General features: G+C 39.6%; 17 protein-coding genes. 12 read left to right on the top strand and 5 right to left on the bottom strand.

The annotated features are described in order from the left end of the window. Positions 1-270: 270 nt before the first annotated feature. The 3 genes from IQ264_RS25585 to IQ264_RS25575 all read left to right on the top strand — a co-directional run bounded on the left by IQ264_RS25585 (position 271) and on the right by IQ264_RS25575 (position 3,334). Positions 271-825, top strand: a complete 555-nt coding sequence (locus IQ264_RS25585) for a general stress protein (protein WP_193984209.1) — start codon at positions 271-273, stop codon at positions 823-825. A 204-nt stretch (positions 826-1,029) separates the two neighbouring features. Next, the gene (locus tag IQ264_RS25580; protein WP_193984208.1) at positions 1,030-1,524 is read left to right on the top strand and encodes a GAF domain-containing protein; all 495 of its coding nucleotides are present in this window, start codon (positions 1,030-1,032) and stop codon (positions 1,522-1,524) included. Between the two features lie 337 nt (positions 1,525-1,861). Beyond that, positions 1,862-3,334: a DnaJ domain-containing protein gene (locus IQ264_RS25575; RefSeq protein WP_193984207.1), complete on the top strand. Its 1,473-nt coding sequence runs from the start codon at positions 1,862-1,864 to the stop codon at positions 3,332-3,334. A gap of 52 nt (positions 3,335-3,386) precedes the next feature. Here the strand turns inward: IQ264_RS25575 and IQ264_RS25570 are convergent, their stop codons facing one another. Next, positions 3,387-3,860, bottom strand: a complete 474-nt coding sequence (locus tag IQ264_RS25570; protein WP_193984206.1) for a DoxX family protein — start codon at positions 3,858-3,860, stop codon at positions 3,387-3,389. A 400-nt stretch (positions 3,861-4,260) separates the two neighbouring features. Between IQ264_RS25570 and IQ264_RS25565 the strand changes: the two genes are divergently transcribed. After that, on the top strand, positions 4,261-4,455 hold the full coding sequence (locus IQ264_RS25565; RefSeq protein WP_193984205.1) for a DUF2281 domain-containing protein: 195 nt from the start codon (positions 4,261-4,263) through the stop codon (positions 4,453-4,455). Then, the gene (locus IQ264_RS25560; protein WP_193984204.1) at positions 4,440-4,769 is read left to right on the top strand and encodes a type II toxin-antitoxin system PemK/MazF family toxin; all 330 of its coding nucleotides are present in this window, start codon (positions 4,440-4,442) and stop codon (positions 4,767-4,769) included. The genes IQ264_RS25565 and IQ264_RS25560 overlap by 16 nt, the downstream gene beginning before the upstream one ends. Positions 4,770-4,853: 84 nt before the next feature. Here the strand turns inward: IQ264_RS25560 and IQ264_RS25555 are convergent, their stop codons facing one another. Then, on the bottom strand, positions 4,854-5,078 hold the full coding sequence (locus tag IQ264_RS25555) for a hypothetical protein (RefSeq protein ID WP_193984203.1): 225 nt from the start codon (positions 5,076-5,078) through the stop codon (positions 4,854-4,856). A 255-nt stretch (positions 5,079-5,333) separates the two neighbouring features. Between IQ264_RS25555 and IQ264_RS25550 the strand changes: the two genes are divergently transcribed. The 7 genes from IQ264_RS25550 (at position 5,334) to IQ264_RS25520 (ending at position 13,447) form a co-directional block, all read left to right on the top strand. After that, a complete protein-coding gene (locus tag IQ264_RS25550; protein WP_193984202.1) occupies positions 5,334-6,566 on the top strand; it encodes an alpha/beta hydrolase in 1,233 nt (410 codons plus the stop codon). A gap of 9 nt (positions 6,567-6,575) precedes the next feature. Further along, positions 6,576-7,544, top strand: coding sequence for an SDR family NAD(P)-dependent oxidoreductase (locus IQ264_RS25545; protein WP_193984201.1), 969 nt, complete (start codon positions 6,576-6,578; stop codon positions 7,542-7,544). A 27-nt stretch (positions 7,545-7,571) separates the two neighbouring features. Beyond that, positions 7,572-8,396: an SDR family NAD(P)-dependent oxidoreductase gene (locus IQ264_RS25540; protein ID WP_193984200.1), complete on the top strand. Its 825-nt coding sequence runs from the start codon at positions 7,572-7,574 to the stop codon at positions 8,394-8,396. After that, positions 8,380-9,732, top strand: a complete 1,353-nt coding sequence (locus IQ264_RS25535) for a flavin-containing monooxygenase (RefSeq protein WP_322744806.1) — start codon at positions 8,380-8,382, stop codon at positions 9,730-9,732. Before IQ264_RS25540 ends, IQ264_RS25535 begins: the two co-directional genes overlap by 17 nt. Positions 9,733-10,274: 542 nt before the next feature. After that, a complete protein-coding gene (locus IQ264_RS25530; protein WP_193984199.1) occupies positions 10,275-11,900 on the top strand; it encodes an adenylate/guanylate cyclase domain-containing protein in 1,626 nt (541 codons plus the stop codon). A 118-nt stretch (positions 11,901-12,018) separates the two neighbouring features. Next, positions 12,019-12,585, top strand: coding sequence for a 3'-5' exonuclease (locus IQ264_RS25525; protein WP_193984198.1), 567 nt, complete (start codon positions 12,019-12,021; stop codon positions 12,583-12,585). Between the two features lie 361 nt (positions 12,586-12,946). Beyond that, complete coding sequence (locus tag IQ264_RS25520) at positions 12,947-13,447, top strand: hypothetical protein (protein ID WP_193984197.1); 501 nt, start codon at positions 12,947-12,949, stop codon at positions 13,445-13,447. Positions 13,448-13,572: 125 nt separating this feature from the next. On the opposite strand, the gene IQ264_RS25515 is transcribed toward IQ264_RS25520, so the two are convergent. The 3 genes from IQ264_RS25515 to bchE all read right to left on the bottom strand — a co-directional run bounded on the left by IQ264_RS25515 (position 13,573) and on the right by bchE (position 17,567). Beyond that, on the bottom strand, positions 13,573-13,803 hold the full coding sequence (locus IQ264_RS25515; protein WP_193984196.1) for a hypothetical protein: 231 nt from the start codon (positions 13,801-13,803) through the stop codon (positions 13,573-13,575). 208 nt (positions 13,804-14,011) lie between these two features. Continuing rightward, positions 14,012-15,223 (bottom strand): DUF4336 domain-containing protein, encoded by a 1,212-nt coding sequence (locus tag IQ264_RS25510; protein WP_322744805.1) that lies wholly within the window; start codon positions 15,221-15,223, stop codon positions 14,012-14,014. A 298-nt stretch (positions 15,224-15,521) separates the two neighbouring features. Beyond that, positions 15,522-17,567 (bottom strand): magnesium-protoporphyrin IX monomethyl ester anaerobic oxidative cyclase, encoded by a 2,046-nt coding sequence (gene bchE, locus IQ264_RS25505; protein WP_193984195.1) that lies wholly within the window; start codon positions 17,565-17,567, stop codon positions 15,522-15,524. Positions 17,568-17,674 lie beyond the last annotated feature (107 nt).

Below are 17,674 nucleotides of genomic sequence, written 5' to 3'. Positions count from 1 at the left end.
CTTGATGGTTCTTCTATAGTTTGCCAGGTTAGCATTATTTTTTCTATTCGATCTAACAAAATCACCAATTCGAGACGCACGAACTAAAGCAATTTTGCACCGTGTTTCCGGTAAGCGAAATAGTAGTTTATCTAGTCAGCGATCTGGGTAGGCATCTGAAAAGTTTTCCCCCTCTTTAGGTTGATGAATAATGTAACGAAAATTACAAAAATGGAAAGATAAAAAACCAAATGATGTGAAATTTGTCTTTAAATTAAAGCAGGGGGAAAAATGGTTATCAGTGCTAAAACTCGTGCTTTCGGAGTTTTTTCTAATAGAGAAACAGCAGAAATAGGACTTACTGAATTAAAAAAATCCGGCTTTCCAATGGAGAAAGTTTCTATAATTGCTAAAGACTTGGAAAAAGGCGATCGCGTAGGTGGTGCCAAAACTACCCATACCGTAGGCGAACAAAATGTAAATTCTCCCACAGCGGTTGTTTCCGACCTTGCCACAGGTAGCACTTGGGGTACATTGTTAGTAGGTCTTAGCGGTTTAATATTGCCTGGTATTGGCCCCGTTTTAGCAGCAGGAAGTCTTGGTGTAGCTTTACTAACTACCTTGGGTGGCGTAGCAATGGGAACGGTCGCTAATGCTAATTTAGTAACATCTCTAATTGATTTAGGCATTCCCGAAGAACAGGCGAGAGTGTATAGCGATCGACTTTTAGCAGGCAATTATTTCCTAATAGTTGATGGCTCAAACGAAGAGATCGATCGCGCTCAAGATATCCTAAGTAAACAGAATGTAGAAGATTGGGGAATTTATCCTCCCTCTAATGGTTGAGCGATAGTAAACCATTAGATATGCTAAATAAACAAAATAGCAATCAAAACAGGAGAAAAAACCATTCTTTTTCTCCTGTTTTCTCATCAAAGATACCGAAAACTTCTTGCTATCTCCGAGCCAACATAAAATTATTTAAGCTAAAATTAAGCCGAATAACCTTAAACCTATAGTTAAATTATTTGAGGAGTTAGAAAAAAGATTATGATCGATCCAGGTTTACAAAGAGTGATTAATCGCCTTGGTGCGAATCTATCCCGCGACTTCTTAGTACAGAAAACCACAAATGATTTACGAGAGTTTCTTCAGGTCGATCGAGTACTCTTGTATTACTTCGTGCGCCAATGGGAAGGAAGAGTCACATTTGAATCCTTAAGTTCCAGCGAATATTCAGTTTTTGGTCAAACCGGGCCCGATGAATGTTTTAATGGTGAATATGCGGCTTTATATCAAGCCGGAAGAATCAGAGCAATTCCTGATATTGAAACTGAATCAATTAGTGAATGTCACCGAGATTTTCTTCGCCATCTCAAAGTGCGTGCTAATTTAGCCGTACCAATTTTAAATAATGGAAAATTATGGGGATTATTAATTGCACATCATTGTCAAGACACTCGTTTGTGGTCAGATTCAGATATTATATTAATGCAAAAAGCAGCAAAAGATTTAGCAATATCTCCAGTAATTAGAGAAATTTAGATTTAGCGTAGATTTAGCGTAGGGTGCGTTACTAACGCACCGCTTCACATGGAGATGGTGCGTTACGCTGTGCTTTTCTTCAATGCCGCAGGCTATACGCACTCTACGCATAATCTAGCTAGTAATTGGCATATTTTTATGGGTACTTTATCCAGTAATCAAAGAAAAACTGGCAGCTTTTACCCTGCAAAAATTCACCTTCAAAAGTTTCGGTTTTGAAATCAGGAAAAAGGGTGATGTAAAATATAGGATATCTCAAATCATCAACAGATGATAGCTATTCAGCTATCACCTTGATGGTTAAGGTATTTTTTGCCATATTCAGGGTTAAATTTATATGAGTAATATTAATGAATGCTACGAAATACTTGGGCTGAAACAGAATGCTTGCCAGCAGGAAGTAAAGCAAGCTTACCGCAATTTAGCTAAAATTTGGCATCCCGATCGTTTTATTGATGATCTAGAAAAGAAAAAAGAGGCTGAGGAGAAAATAAAAGAAATTAATCAAGCTTACAAACTGCTAAAGTCTTATCATTCTGGTGAATTAGTCGATACTTTTTTGGCTGGGGGTTATTCAGTTAGCCGTTCTAAACCAGAAGTTTTTTACAATGAAGGCGTGGCAAATGCAAACGCAGAGAAATATCAGGAAGCTATAGAGTATTTTAATAATGCTATTCGTCTCAATCCTAACTATATTGAAGCATATAAATATCGTGGTCTTGTCTGCGAAAAATTAGGATATAATAACAGAGCAACTTCTGACTTTCGCAAAGCTTTAGAGTTGGAGCGAAAACAGAAAAAAACTGAGCCTCCAGAAGTAAAAAAACAAACCACTCCTTCAGCTAGAGCGAAGGAAGCAAAAGAGCGATCGCAACCAGAAACACCTCCTGCACCTACAGGAGCATCATCAACACCTCTGTGGGATTGTGTATTCACCTTTGCTAGACATTTAAACTCAGTTAGTTCTGTTGCTATTAGTCAAGATGGCAGAACAATTGCTAGTGGCAGCTTTGATGGTACAGTTAAACTTTGGCAACTCAATAATGGCGAAATAATTCGCACTCTTAGCGGACATTCAGATCGGGTTTTGTGCATTGCTTTTAATCGCAATGGAATTAATCTTGCTAGTGGTAGTGCTGATAAAACTATCAAATTGTGGCAAACAACCACGGGAAAAGAAATTCGCACGCTTGGCAGTTTATTTTCGGGACATTCAGACAAGGTTTCGGCAGTTACATTTAGCCCTGATGGGCAAATTTTAGCGAGTGGTAGTGCTGATAAAACCATCAAATTGTGGCAAACAAGTACGGGAAAAGAAATTTCCAGTTTTAGTGGGCATTCAGCACAAATTACAACTATTTCTATGAGCCCAGATGGAAAAATTTTTGCAAGCGGTGGTTTAGAAAAACCTGTCAGAATTAGACAAATAGATAATGGTAAAATAATTCGCTCTATTCCTGTTTTAAGCGCCAATGTTTTGTCTGTAACTTTCAGTCCAGATGGAGAAATATTAGCTATAGCTACTGCGGAAGAAATTAAACTTTTGCAGACAGCTACAGGCCAAGAAATCTGCACCCTCAAGGGACATTCAGGTAGAGTTTATTCTGTTGTTATCAGTCCTGATGGAAAGACTCTAATTAGCGGTAGTGGAGACGGAACTATTAAACTATGGGAGTTAAGTACTGGTAAAGAAATTTGTACTCTCACGGGACATTCAGGATCAGTTTATTCTGTCGCTATTAGTAGAGATGGTAAAACTATTGTGAGTGGTAGCAATGACAAAACTATTAAAGTTTGGCGCTGTAATTAGTTAAATTAGCGTAGGGTGCGTTAGCGACAGCATAACGCACCCTACGCATAATCTAGCTATCTTTGGTTGCTGCTACTTCACTTATCAACGTTCCAGTTTGCTTGATAACTTGTTTAGCTCCCGGTTGTTGCTCCGGTTTTTTGGTGTACCACCAAGCCCATGCAATCAACACAGCTTGAAAAGGAAGTCTAGCCCAATAAAATGCTTGATTATGGGGAATTCCATCAATCTGAATATTATTCAAAGTCATGTTTATATTAGCAGGAAACACAGCAATAAATAGCGCAATTAATCCCCAAGCTGCGGCTACACTAACGAGCGGAATTAATAGCCCAATCCCACCTAAAATTTCAAAAAAACCACTTATATAAACCAACTCAAATGGATAAGGTAATTGAGGAGGTACTATGCGAGCATATTGTTCGGGTCTGACAAAATGGGTAATGCCTACCACTATCATCGATATGGCTAGGAAAACGCGCAGGAATTCTTTCTGCCAAGGGGAATTGTGATTAGGTTGATTCATAATGTTTTGGGCGATCGTTTACCCAAAACATAGCAATAGAAACTGGGAGCTTTGTTCTACCTGCGGCTAGTTTTTCTATATGTTATTACTTTGTAATACACCCTAAACCTCTACCCATCATCTCAATAAGGGAATAGTTTTCGGTGCATATTTTTAAATCATTTCGGGTAAAAGATCTAAAGCGTGTCCGTCAACTGTTTACTTCTCATTAAGTACTGTCGAATTCCAGAATGGAACAATGGAAAAAGAACGGGACAAAGAAATCCAAAAGCAAAAAGGAAAAAAGAAGCTATCAGTAGCAGGATTTATGCGAGATAATTCTTGTGTGCTTTAACACTGGGTTGTCAAGATGCGCCACATTCATCTTAGAATATGTCTAGATGTAATTAAGTAAAGAGCGATGACGGCAAAAGACTTGATTATTCAGGAAATTGAGAATATTCCCGACTTTCTTTTAGATGAAGTTTTGGATTTTCTCCAATTTATTAAAGCCAAATATCAACAAGAAAAGTTAGAAACAACTCTTTTAAGTGAATCTTCTCTGCAAAAAGATTGGTTAAGACCTGAAGAGGATGCAGCATGGCAAGATTTGTAAAAGGTGATGTAGTTGTTGTTCCATTTCCATTTTCAGATTTAACCCAAGCGAAGCGCAGACCTGCATTAGTTATAGCAGCTTTACAGGGAGATGACCTAATTCTTTGCCAGATTACTAGTCAGATTATTAGTGATCGATACGCAATTCCAATTGAAAATACTGATTTTAGTGAAGGTGGACTTAGCCAAAATAGCAATATTAGACCTAATCGCTTGTTTACAGCTGATGACAAAATTATCCTTTATAAAGCTGGTCGGCTTAACACTGATAAATTGAATGAAGTGATTAGTAAAATAATCGAAATTATTCAGTAGTAATTTTTTTATTAGTTACGATTGTTTTAAGATGATTTTCTAAAAAGCCCCCTACCATAGAACGCAGGAGGCTAATCTTTATAATTAAGCAGGTTCTAACCCGGTTTCTTTTTTATTGCCCAAGGATGAGATTCCTCCAGCATCATAGTCCCGTTGCCAGCCGTCATCCCAGGCTTGTTTGGTTGATTGCCCAACTTTTTCAGCGGCCTGAGTAATATCATCTTTATGGCGACGAACACATTCATGACCGAGAGCATTACCAGCGCCAGCGACAAGACCTGTGCCAAAAGCGGTTATAGGATCGGGCATATAGGTTGATTTTTTAGTTGTAAATGTTACCTCTCTATTCTAGATTACGTATTGAAGATAATGTGTAAGGGTTATTACTGAATACAAAAGCATCAAAAAGTACCTGAATAAATGAAACAAGAACGACAAATCTCTGGCGGTTCATCTGAGGCTAATTTTTATCGAAATGACTCATAATCTTTGCCGTTCCAGCAGAAAACGAGTTACATTGAAAATTCTGATTAATTAACTCGTGAGAAAACCCAACCTTAGCAAATGGCAGATTATCAAAGACAAAAGAAAGGTATCTGGACAATACTATTAGCTATTTTGCTGTTTATTCCTTGGTTATTGAGTACGATCGCACTTTTCCTGAGCATCTGGATTATACTACCAGCCCCCACATTTTTCTTGTTACCTTTGGGAGTTGGTGCGCCAGAAATCAGCCCTTGGTTAATTGGTGTAAATGCACTTGCCCTAATCTTAATTCTCTTTAAACTACATCAAAGTTGGCTGTACAATATCGCCCTAATTGCTAGTCTACTCGGTCTGCTTCTGAGTGTACTACCACTGTGGCAATTTCCCAGCGCCAATACAAAAGTAGCTAAAGAAATGCAAACAATTTTAGGGCAAGATTATTTAGCAAAAGTTCCCCAAACAGCACTAAAACAAATGCGTCGTCAACCATTTGTTTTAGCAGATGCTTTCCGGGGAATTCCCACAGCAGAAGTTCGGATCGATCGCCACATCACATTTGCAACTCTCGATAACGTAAAACTCACATTAAATGTTTACCGACCTTTAGCAACAGGTAAATATCCAACTATTATTATGATTTATGGAGGAGCTTGGCGCAGTGGCACTCCCAACAATGACGAAAAGTTTAGTTGCTACATGGCAAGTCAAGGTTATGCAGTAATAGCAATTGATTATCGTCATGCACCTAAATATAAATTTCCGGTGCAATTAGAAGATGTAAAAACAGCTTTAAGTTATATTCAAACTCATGCAGATAGTTTGGAGGTAGATCGCGATCGAATCGCCCTCATGGGACGTTCAGCAGGTGCTCATTTAGCCATGTTAGCCGCTTATCAACCAGATGCAATTCCCGTCAAAGCAGTGGTAAACTACTATGGGCCTGTTAACCTGACCAAAGGTTATTATGACCCACCATTTCCCGATCCAATTAACACTCGTGATGTACTGGAAAAATTTTTAGGAGGTACACCCGAAGAATTAAAAGAACTTTACCAGCAAGCTTCTCCCATTAATTATGTTAGACCAAATCTTCCGCCTTCTTTATTAGTTTATGCTGGTCGCGATCACTTAGTAAAACCTACTTTTGGTCGGCAACTTTATGCACAATTACGAGAAAATGGAAATCAGGTAATATGGTTAGAAATTCCTTGGGCAGAACACGCTTTTGATGCCGTTTTTAATGGCGTGAGTAATCAATTAGCCTTGTATTATACCGAACGTTTTTTAGCTTGGGCTTTGAAGTCTTCTTAGATAACAAATATGAGTAAATATCTTGAAGGTAAAATAGCATTGGTAACGGGTGCAACGCGAGGACTAGGCAAAGGAATTGCGGTTGGACTGGGTGAAGCAGGTGCTACTGTTTATATTACAGGTCGCACTTTAGAGTCGAATGATAATTCTGGAAGTCTCCGAGAAACTGAATCAGCTGTTATCGACGCAGGTGGAATTTGTATTCCCATTCAAGTAAACCATAGTGATGATGAACAAGTGCGTTTATTGTTTGAACGCATTCAAGATGAGCAGGGAAAACTTGATGTTTTGGTGAATAATGTTTATTCAGGAGTACAAGCAATAACAGAAGCTTCTGGAAAAGGTTTTTGGGAGTCAGAACCGAATTTTTGGGATGCTTGTAACAACGTGGGATTGCGTAGTCATTATGTAGCAAGTGTGTATGCAGCGCGAATGATGACGCAACATCAACAGGGATTAATTTGTACGATTTCTTCTTGGGGTGGTTTGTCTTATATTTTTGGCATACCGTACACTGTGGGTAAGTCAGCTTGCGATCGCCTAGCAGCAGATATGGCAATAGAATTGAAACCACATAATGTTACCTCACTGTCAATTTGGCCGGGAATAGTTGGCACTGAACATATCACTCGATTAGCTGCTCAAATGAGGGAAGAAGAGACAACAGACCCCCAAAGTGCTGTATTTAGGGAGGGATACAATTGGGAAACTCCTTTGCTCACAGGGCGGGTAATTGCGGCACTGACAGCAGATCCAAATGTAATCCGTCGCACAGGGAAAGTGCAGATTGTCGCTGAATTAGCGCAACATTATGGATTAGTAGACCAAAATGGCGATCGACCTGTATCATTGCGATCGCTAAAGTTCATCATTCCCTTTGCCATACCCGCACTGCGAAAATATTCCTGGCTGATACCCAATATCAACATACCTTGGTCACTGTTACTATTAGGTGTTGTTAGCTCTCCTAAAATTTGATATCTTTTGCTAAACAAGGATTTCGAGATGACGCAACTGAGTGAGGCGGTAGTACTAATTACTGGTGCAGCAGGTGGTTTTGGGCAACAATTTACCTGTCAATTATTAATGGCAAATAGCCAATTAATTCTCACTGATTTAGATCGAACAGTTCTGGAAAAACAAACGGAAATAATTCAAGGTAAAGTCAGCACAGGTAAAATTATTGCTTGTTTAGCTGCCGACCTTTCTCATCGTGAAGGATGTGAAAACCTTTATCAACAAGTTAAATCACTTGGCGTTCCCGTTGACATTTTGATTAACAATGCCGGAATTGGATTGTTTGGTAGAATGGATGAAATTCCCAGCGAAAAATGGGAACAGTTAATGCAGGTAAACTTATTAGCACCAATGCGATTAAGTACATTATTTGCTGCTGATATGATTGCCCGTAAAAAAGGGCATATAGTTAATATTTCATCACTAGCAGGTTGGTCAGCACCAGCAGGATTGGCGCATTATGCTAGTAGTAAATTTGGGTTACGGGGTTTTAGCGAAGGACTGTTCAATGAAGTAAAAGATTATAATGTTAAAGTGACAGCAGTTTATCCCTTTTTCAGCCGCACTCCAATTCTTAAATCTGAGCGTTATGGAACATTAGCCCAAGAATTAGATGCTTTTCCCGAAAATTTAGCTACCGATCCAGTAAAAGTAATTGAAGAAACAATTCAAGGAATTATTCGCGATCGATTGCAAGTATTTCCCGATCCAATAGCGAAAAATATTCAGCTTTTAAAACGATTTGCTCCTTGGTCTTTGGATTGGATTAGTGACAATTTTCGTCGGAGATTAAAAAGTGGTACAAGTCAGTAATTTGGGGAAAACACAACCTAAAATCGATACTAAGAATAAACATTTAATTATTGGAGCAGGTTTTGTCGGATTGGGGATGGCGCAGGCACTCCAAGCTGCGAATATTCCATATCACCAAGTTGATGCTAGCGATGATATAGGCGGTAATTGGTATCACGGAGTTTATCAAACTGCACATATCATTTCATCGCGCCGGATTACCCAATTTACTCATTTTCCCATGCCAGAAGACTATCCCGATTTTCCTAGCTCTCAACAAATGCGGGATTATCTTAATGCTTTTGCCGATCGTTTTGAGTTGCGGCAACATATTGAACTTAATCGTAGTGTTAGTTATGTAAGACCGATAGAAAATAACCTTTGGGAAGTCACTTTTGCTGATGGAGAACAAAGGATTTATAAAGGGATTTTATTATGTAACGGACATCATTGGAGCAAAAGATTTCCTGAATTAAAAGGAGAGTTTAACGGAGAGATTATTCATTCTAAAGATTACAAAAAACCCGAACAACTTTTAGGCAAAAGAGTTTTGGTAATTGGTGGGGGAAATTCAGCTTGCGATATTGCGGCAGAAGCGGCTCGCGTGGCTCTAAAATCTGTTTTAAGTATGCGGGAATCTGTGTGGTTTATTCCGAAAACATTTGCGGGAATACCCACTGCTGATTTAATTAAATGGTGGATGCCCCAATGGTATCAGCGGTTAATGGCTTATGGCATTATTCGCCTGACTTTTGGGAACCATGCTAACTATGGTTTAGCTAAACCAAACTATCGAATTTTTGAGAAACACCCTACTTTAAATAATGAGGTTCCTTACTATATCAAACATGGTCGAATAATTCCTAAACCTGCCGTAGAGCAACTTAAGGGGGATGAGGTGGAATTTGTCGATCGCACTTCGGAAAAATTTGATTTAATTGTTTGTGCAACTGGTTATCATGTTTCCTATCCTTTTCTTCCCCCAGAACTTCAGCGAGTTTCTGGTGCTGTAGTTAAATGTTATGCTGGTGCCTTTCTTGATGACTACAAAGGCTTGTATTACATTGGTTGGGGACAAGCCAGGGGAGGTGTTGGTTCGCTAATGGCTGCTTATGCTCCACTATTCGCCCGTTATTTGCAACTTCAAGACCAAATTAATGTGCCACTAGGTTTGGTTTTTAAAGAGATGGGACAAAAACTACCAACAACTCATCTTTCCGATCCTCAACAAATTTTTCGGCAACTTAAACTCGCTAATTTATTCTTTAATTTAGTTGCCAGAAAAGCTGCTCATATTGATAGTAAATATCCGAATTTTTCTAACCTTCCACTTCTTCCCTTGTCAGCTAACAATTAGTGGGCTCAACCAAGATTAAAAATTCTCTTAAAAAAGCTTTAATCCAATCCAAAAACTGATTTCCAAACCTAGTAATACCAAATCCGGGGAACGCTACCCCCGTTATGATGGGGAGAAGATTCATGGGTGGAACCACGTTCGCGTAGCGTGTGCGTAGCACGTAAGACACGATAGCGCAGCGAAACGCGATAGCGTTTTAGAACACGAAGGAAGAAGAAAAAGAGGATAAAGGCTGTAACTAACTCGGATTTGGTATCAATCATTTCTGCCACGCTGCGCTAGCCTTTAACCCTTTGATGTAAACAAAATGTAATAATTTATAATATTTGAGGTCATAGTCTAATACTATAAATGTTATTTCTCAAAAAGAAAATTTCCTGAGCAAAAAAATTGTAGCTCACAATTGACCAATAAGCTGCCGTGCATTTAAATCATTTATTCTCTATTCCCTGTTGCCTTTTACATATCCTTATATCCTATTTAAATGCTGAACAGCTTAATAACTAATAAATAAAAATCGCGAATTTCCCAGAGGATAAGCTGTGCCGTACCTAATCAAAAATCCAGATTCAATTAATCAAGAAATTTATGAATTACGGCCTGGGGAAAACACCATCGGTCGAGAAAAGGATAATACTATAATTATTAACGATCCAAGTGTATCGCGCCATCATGCAAAGATTACAATTAGTGAAAATTTGGTGACGATAAAAGATTTAAAAAGCCGTAATTGCACATTTGTTAATCAAATGAAAACAGATTTTTGGCAACTTAAAGATCAAGACATTATTTGGTGTGGGAATGTAGCCTTTAAGTTTTTAACTTTTTTTGAAGTTACCGCACCAATACCTAATAAAGATGATGATTTTAAGTGGTCGATCGTCAAAACATTATCACTAGAGCAAACCCGTGTAAAGATGCAAGACTTACTAAATCAAAATAGTACAGAACATTCTGAATCGGTGTTAATGCTCCGACAACAAAATGCTGACCAACGGGCAGTAGATAAATTGAAAATTTTACTAGAGGTGGGCAAACAGCTTTCCTCTCCCGAAGAGCCTGAAATACTTTTAGAAAAAATTCTCGATTTATTGTTTAATATTGTGAGAGTAGATCGGGCGATAATTCTTTTAATTAATGAAGAAAGCGGAAGGTTAGAAAAAAAAGCGGCTAAGTTCCGATCGGGTGTGCCAGAATTCGATCAGTTTTATAGTACAAAAATCGCTAAATTTGTTTGCCAAACTGGAGATGCTATCTTAACTTCTGATGCTTGTACAGACAATCGATTTGATGATTCAGAATCAATTCTTAGGCAAGCAATTCACGCTTCTATGTGTATACCGATGAAACCAAGAGATAAAGTGATTGGTGTTTTGTACGCAGACAATATCACGATGATAAATATTTACTCGGAGGAAGATTTAGAATTTCTCACTGCTTTGGTTAACCAAGCAGCGATCGCCTTAGAAAATTCACAACTATATAAGAAAATGCAAGCTGAGGCAGTCGTGCGGACTAAACTCGAAAGTTTTTTTCCCACAGCTGTGATTAAAAAGCTCAAAGAAGAAGGTAATTTAGAAATTATTGATACTCAAGTAACAGCCCTTTTTTGCGATATCAGCGGCTTCACACAAATGTCGGAAAAAATGTCACCACGTCAAGTAATTGAGATGCTTAACGAATACTTCAAGGTGATGGTAGAAGATATTGTTTTTCAATACGAAGGCACCTTAGAAAAATATATCGGAGATGCCTTGTTAGCAATTTGGGGTGCGCCTTATCAACAACCTGATGATGCAGATAGAGCAGTTAGGGCAGCAATTGCGATGCAGTGGGCAGTTGAATCCTTAAATGTAGAGTGGGAAAAACAGCGCAATTTACAAATTCAAATTCATATTGGCATCAATACAGGCAAAGTTGCAGCCGGAAACATTGGTTCACCTCGCTTAATTCAATATGCAACAATTGGCGATACCACTAATGTAACTAGCCGGATTTGTAGCGCCGCTAATCCAGGTGAGATTTTAATTTCCCAAACTACGTTTGACAAGTTGAGCGATCGCAATTTACCTTTAGAAAAAATGACCCCAGTTTTAGTCAAAGGGAAAGAGCAACCCCTTGAGCTTTATCGTATCAACTGGAAGCAGATTGCTAAATCAAGCTCTTAGGGGATTGGTAAGGATTTGGGAGAAAAGTTAACTTGAAAGTGGGAAATCCTGAAAATTCTTTCCCAAAATTCAGACAAACTCTTGGGAAATTCCCCACCAGCCATTAGTTTAGGAATAAATGATGAACTTAAATCAATACGATTATTTTTTAGTCCTGGATTTAGAAGCAACTTGTTGCGACAAAGGAAGCATCAAAAAGCATGAAATGGAAATCATCGAAATTGGAGCCGTCATGGTGGAAGCACCAAATTTGACGATTATCGATCGGTTTCAAACTTTTGTTAAACCTGTGCGTTATCCTATTCTTACTTCTTTTTGTAAAGCTCTGACATCAATTACTCAAGCGCAGGTTGAACAAGCTCCGGGGTATGTCGAAGCGAGCGCACTTTTGCAAAAATGGTTATCAAACTATCCCAATGCCGTCTTTGGCTCTTGGGGAGACTACGATTACAACCAGTTCAAACAAGACAGCAAGTTTCACAAAGTTCCCTTTCCCATCAGCTATCCTCACATCAATCTCAAGAAGTTGTTCAGTGACACCCAAGGTTTATCTCAGAGATATAGCATGGCAGAAGCACTGCAACTAGTAGGGATGGAACTAGAAGGAACGCATCATCGAGGTATTGATGATGCCAAAAATATTGCCAAACTATTGCCTTTTATTTTGGGTTTAGTTGAGCGGTAGCTTCTAAATCATGAAATAGAGGAATTCAACCGTCACCAGTAGGCGTGCTCGACAGGGCTATACGCCACGCTGCGCGATCGATCTTCACCAACAAATGAGGACTTACGCACCCAGATCCCCCAACCCCCTTCCCAAGGGGGCTTTTTGAAATTCCCCCCTTGGGAAGGGGGGTTAGGGGGGATCAGGGTTTCAGGTTTCGGTGCGTAAGTCCTACAGATGAGGAAACGAAAAACCTCTATCGGAGTTGATTGCATAATTTTCTTGGTCATTTTGTATGTTATGTAACAAAATGTCTCAAAGAGAGTAATTATGCAATTAACTCTGCTACTGTATAAGAGTACACAGAACGCGGGAGGGAGTTGTGAGTCAAAGAGTCACCATAGCGGTTCCAGAACCACTGTTTGCCCGACTTCAACCCGTCAAGCAACGCTTCAATATTTCCGCCGTTTGCCAGGAGGCATTAGAGATGGCTATTACAATCGAAGAACTCAAAGTCCAAGCTGCCGAAGACGAAAATTTAGTCCAACGCCTTCAGACAGAAAAAAAAGTTCTCCTCAACAAAGTTCGTCAAGAAGGATTTGAATTAGGAATTCGTTCCAGTGCTAAATTGTCCTACAAAGATTTCCGCCATTTTGAACGAGTTCAGTCTCTCGCGACTGCCCTCGATGAAGATGTGCTCGACTATCTATTTTCTTACCTGGATCAAAAAGACTGTCCCGAACAAGCACGCCAATTGGATGCAGATTTTGCTTACTTACTACAAGTAGATCCAATGAGCCGGATCACCTTTGCACAAGGATGGCTCGATGGAGTATTATCTGTTTGGCAAACGATTAAGACCCAAGTAGAAAACCCACAATAGCCATAACTACTGAACTTAGGCTTTGTCTATAAGCAACGCGCTTTATTCACTATTGGCGATCGATCTGAGATGATGGGACAAAGCCAAAAGCTCATCCCAAGTAGGGTTTTGAATAATGTTCACAATTATCTGATGGCAGTAGCCATATAGAAAACCCCATTAACTCGAAAGCACAACTCGATGTTAGAAAGTTGGAGGATGGAGCGCAGTTCCCATAACTTAGCTGCATCCTCAAGAGTTTGACACTGCACCATTAAACATCCCGGATGAAAGCAGATGGACAGCGAGTGAGCAGCCACCCCAGACTGTTGAATCCAGGACAAAAGGGAGTAGTCAGCAGCAGTTAAGTCAAACATAAGTTAATTCAGGGTCAGGGGAAAGAAGGGATTACACTTATTAACTCCGAAAATTCTCAACAAAACTGTATGCTTTGTAACTTTATGCAAATATAAGCATAGAAAGATTGAGAAATATCAACTTTCTCGACTTAGATTTTGCAGCAGGGGAGGTTGAACCTCCCAAATCTCGTTCCCCGGTTCAACCTGGGATTGCCTTTCATTTTGGCTAAACAACAGATTTCGGCTGTGGTGGACGAGTAATGCCTTTTTTATCGAGGTTTTCCTCCAATTCCAGAATGAATGCTAAATCTTCTGCTGGTAGAGATTGTTGTGTTCCAGATGTTTCTGACTCCAAAAAAGCAAATGCTTGTCGGAACTGACTGGGATTTGTTTGAATTGGTGCATCAAAGTGGCAAGGAATAATCCGCTCAAAATCCCAAAGGGATACAAGCGAAGCCCATTCAATAGTTTTCGCTGGTGCATGATCCAAAATCAAGGTTTGCAAAATTGGTGCTACCAACGGTCTACCATTTCCGCGCAACGCATTAAATGAATGTTGCCAGCCATTTTTCCAGTGAAATGGAAATAACCCAAAATATGCTTTTTTGGACTTATCTGGCGCTTTGAACATATCAGTTAATGCCTGTTTTATTCCTACTGTTTCTAAAGCACTTGGTCGAAAGTAAAGTGCAAACAAACTAATTCGTTGCCATCCTTTTTGGCGATTCTCTGGATTATCACAAATTTCTTCTAAAGCATTGTCTCTCGCATGAAACAATAGCGGATAAGGGTCAAGCTGGATGATTTCGGGTGGTGTTTCTGGTACTGCCAATACTGTATCTGTTAACAGTAACGTGCGCGAGGATTTGTGCCACAATGCTACTTCGACAAAAGAACCTCTTCCCAAGTTAATGTTGAGTATTTTGTATTCAAATTCATTGCTAAACGGTGCTAATTTACTATCGAATGGAAGTATCTTAGTTCGTTGCTCTGGAAAACCAAGCCAACTTAAAGGCAGGTTAAACGGATAACTCCACTGTGAAGGCGCAACAAACACTTGAGCATTAGGAAAGCGTCTGGCAAACGGGCCAACAAAAACCTTATGTTCTAAACCGGAGGCAGTGGGGAGGATAATGTATTTGACTTCACCATGAATCGCTACTAACTCGTTCACCAATCGGATGCACTCAGGAGTAGGTGCTACTGGTGCGTAGATGAGTAAACCACCTGAAGATAGTCGAACCGCAGTCATGCGAATGGGCACAACTGTGTACAAAATGCCTTGGATTTGGTCGAATGTCCAAATAGTATCTTTGACGATTTCTCGACGCAGTGTTCGCCGCTGGTTGTAAGGGTAAAGTGGTACTAGCGGCCAGAAGTGCCATGACCAATCTTGAGCATTTTGCTGTTGTTTGCAATCTGATTGTGCTGCTCTCACAATCTTTCTCCCTGATTCAAAGGAACTGTTATTTAAATAACCTGCTAGACAAAACCTAGTGTAAATTTCTCAGCGATCGGTAAACAAGCGCGACATTTTGGTAAGGAAAACTGAGATCTTGCACTAAGAGGCAGAGCCCAATACTTCTCGGTTAAGAATTTTTCCCTTAACCGAGCAGTATTGAGGCAGAGCCTCTGTGTTTCGTTACCAGGTTGAACCTGGTAACGAGATGTTGCTTACTTCACAAGGATTTCCAGTTCCTAGTCCCCTTGAATCAGGGTTTTGCACTTTTTCCTCTTTAGACGGATAACCCTGCCATAAGATGAGCGAGGTCTGGGTCTTGATATTTTCCTGTTTTGTGCATGATTCGCACCGCTTCTGTTAATTTTTCAATGCTGGCATTTTTGGCACAAAATCCATCGGCACAAAACGCATCGTTGCCAGTAGTTAAAGCATCGAGAATTGATGGTTGTTCGGGGTCTACTAATATCAAAATTTTTGATGGGATTACGTAAGAATTGGCTTGCACTTTACGCGCATTGCGAATAAACTTCGTTAGCTCCATATCTGGTAAAGTACTATCCACAACAGCAACATCTACGTCGATCGATTCTAGTAATACTAAACCTGTTTCCGCATTTGTTGCTTCACTGGCAACCTCAATCCCATCTTGCGCCCGCAAACTAACTCGTAAGTTAATTCGAGTTTGTTGATCGTCTTCAATTACAGCAACCTGAATCATTTCATGCTGTTTTTGAGCTTTGATGTAGCTACCACTAGTTTCTGACGCATCGTTGGGGCCACCACAGGCTGAAATAGTTCCCAGAGAGTCAATATCTGCTGGTTTTTCTTGTCTCAATAGTGCCATTTGTTCGGCACTCAAAATCTTAGATTCATCGAAACCAAACTCAATTTCAGTGTGTAAACCTTTTTGTTTGACGCGATTCAAATTGTAGAATCGTTTGTTAAGTGTTGTCTTCACAAAAGCCCACAAACAGCCGAGTAAATAACGCCGCTTAAATGGATCTTTTTCAAGCCAATACTCAAGAAATTTCCAAGAATAAAAACGGGCATAATTGCGAAGTACTCCTTTGAGTACTTCTTCCCTGGTCATGTTATCTGGTTTAATGATTGGCGTGACAAAATTGTAATGAGAATAATCGCGGATTTCAACTTTATCAGCTAAGTCTTGAAATAGTTCGGAAAAAGGCCAAGGCGTGTACATATTCCAGTTGGTCATGTCTGCTTTCCAATCTCGCGCCATGCGGTATGTTTCTTCGATCGTTTCTGGCGTTTCGTTGGGCAATCCCATGATGAATTGTACTTCGGCTAAAATGCCGTTTTCTCGTAAGAGTTGTACGGCTCTTTTATTATCTGAAATTGTGGTTTCTTTACGGAATAAGTTAAGGTTTAATTGAGCAGCTGCTTCGGTTCCTAATGAAACGTGAACTAATCCGGCTTTGCGATAAAGGGGTAATTCTTTTTCATCTCGTAAAATATCGGTGACTCTGGTGTTAATTCCCCAATGAACGCCTAAGTTGCGATCGATCAATTCATTACACAAAGCAATAAATCGAGATTTGTTGATCGTTGGTTCTTCGTCCGCCAGAATGAAAAAGCCTATTTTATGTTCTTTCACTAAATATTCAATTTCATCGACGAAATGTTTAGGCGATCGCGAACGATATTTCCGCCAGAATTTCCATTGACAACAAAAGCGACACCGGAAAGGACAACCCCGCGAATAATTAGGAACAGCAACTCTAGTATTCAGCGGTGTATAAATATAATTATCCCAATTTAGCAAACTCCAATCAGGGGTAAGTGTGTTTAAATCTTTGATTGGTGGATGGGCTGGTGTAGCGACAATTTTGCCTTCTTCCAAAAATGCAATCCCTAAAATATTGCGGCGTTCTTGTTCATCTGTACCATTGGCGATCGCACGCAATAAATTAACCGTAATTTCTTCTCCTTCACCCCGAATAATATAATCTACCCAAGGTGCTTCTGCTAATACTTCCCGATACATATAAGTCGGGTGTACTCCGCCCATAATTGCTTTAGCATTAGGACAGATTTGTTTAACTAATTTCAGTGTACTTTGAGACTTATAAATCATCGGTGTAATTGCTGTTGCCAGAACTACATCCGGTTGGCGATCGCGAATGATTTTTGCTAATTCATCATCCTCGATATAATAAGTCATCGCATCGATAAATTCAATGTCAGTAAAGCCCGCTGTTTTTAATGCTCCACCAACATAAGGAACCCAACTTGAAGGCCAATTTCCTGCAATTTCAGCGCCTCCAGAATGGTAATTGGGTTGAATTAATAAAATCCGCATTTGTAGACCTCCAAATAGTTAGGAAATCGGGACTTAGAAGAAGAGGTGGGGGGATGGGGGAATGGGGAGTAGAAGAGGTAGTTAAATATTTTCCCCATCCCCCCATC

This window comes from [Phormidium] sp. LEGE 05292 (assembly GCF_015207735.1).
Classification (GTDB): domain Bacteria; phylum Cyanobacteriota; class Cyanobacteriia; order Cyanobacteriales; family Aerosakkonemataceae; genus Floridanema.
This window is presented reverse-complemented; position numbering and strand designations above follow the sequence as displayed.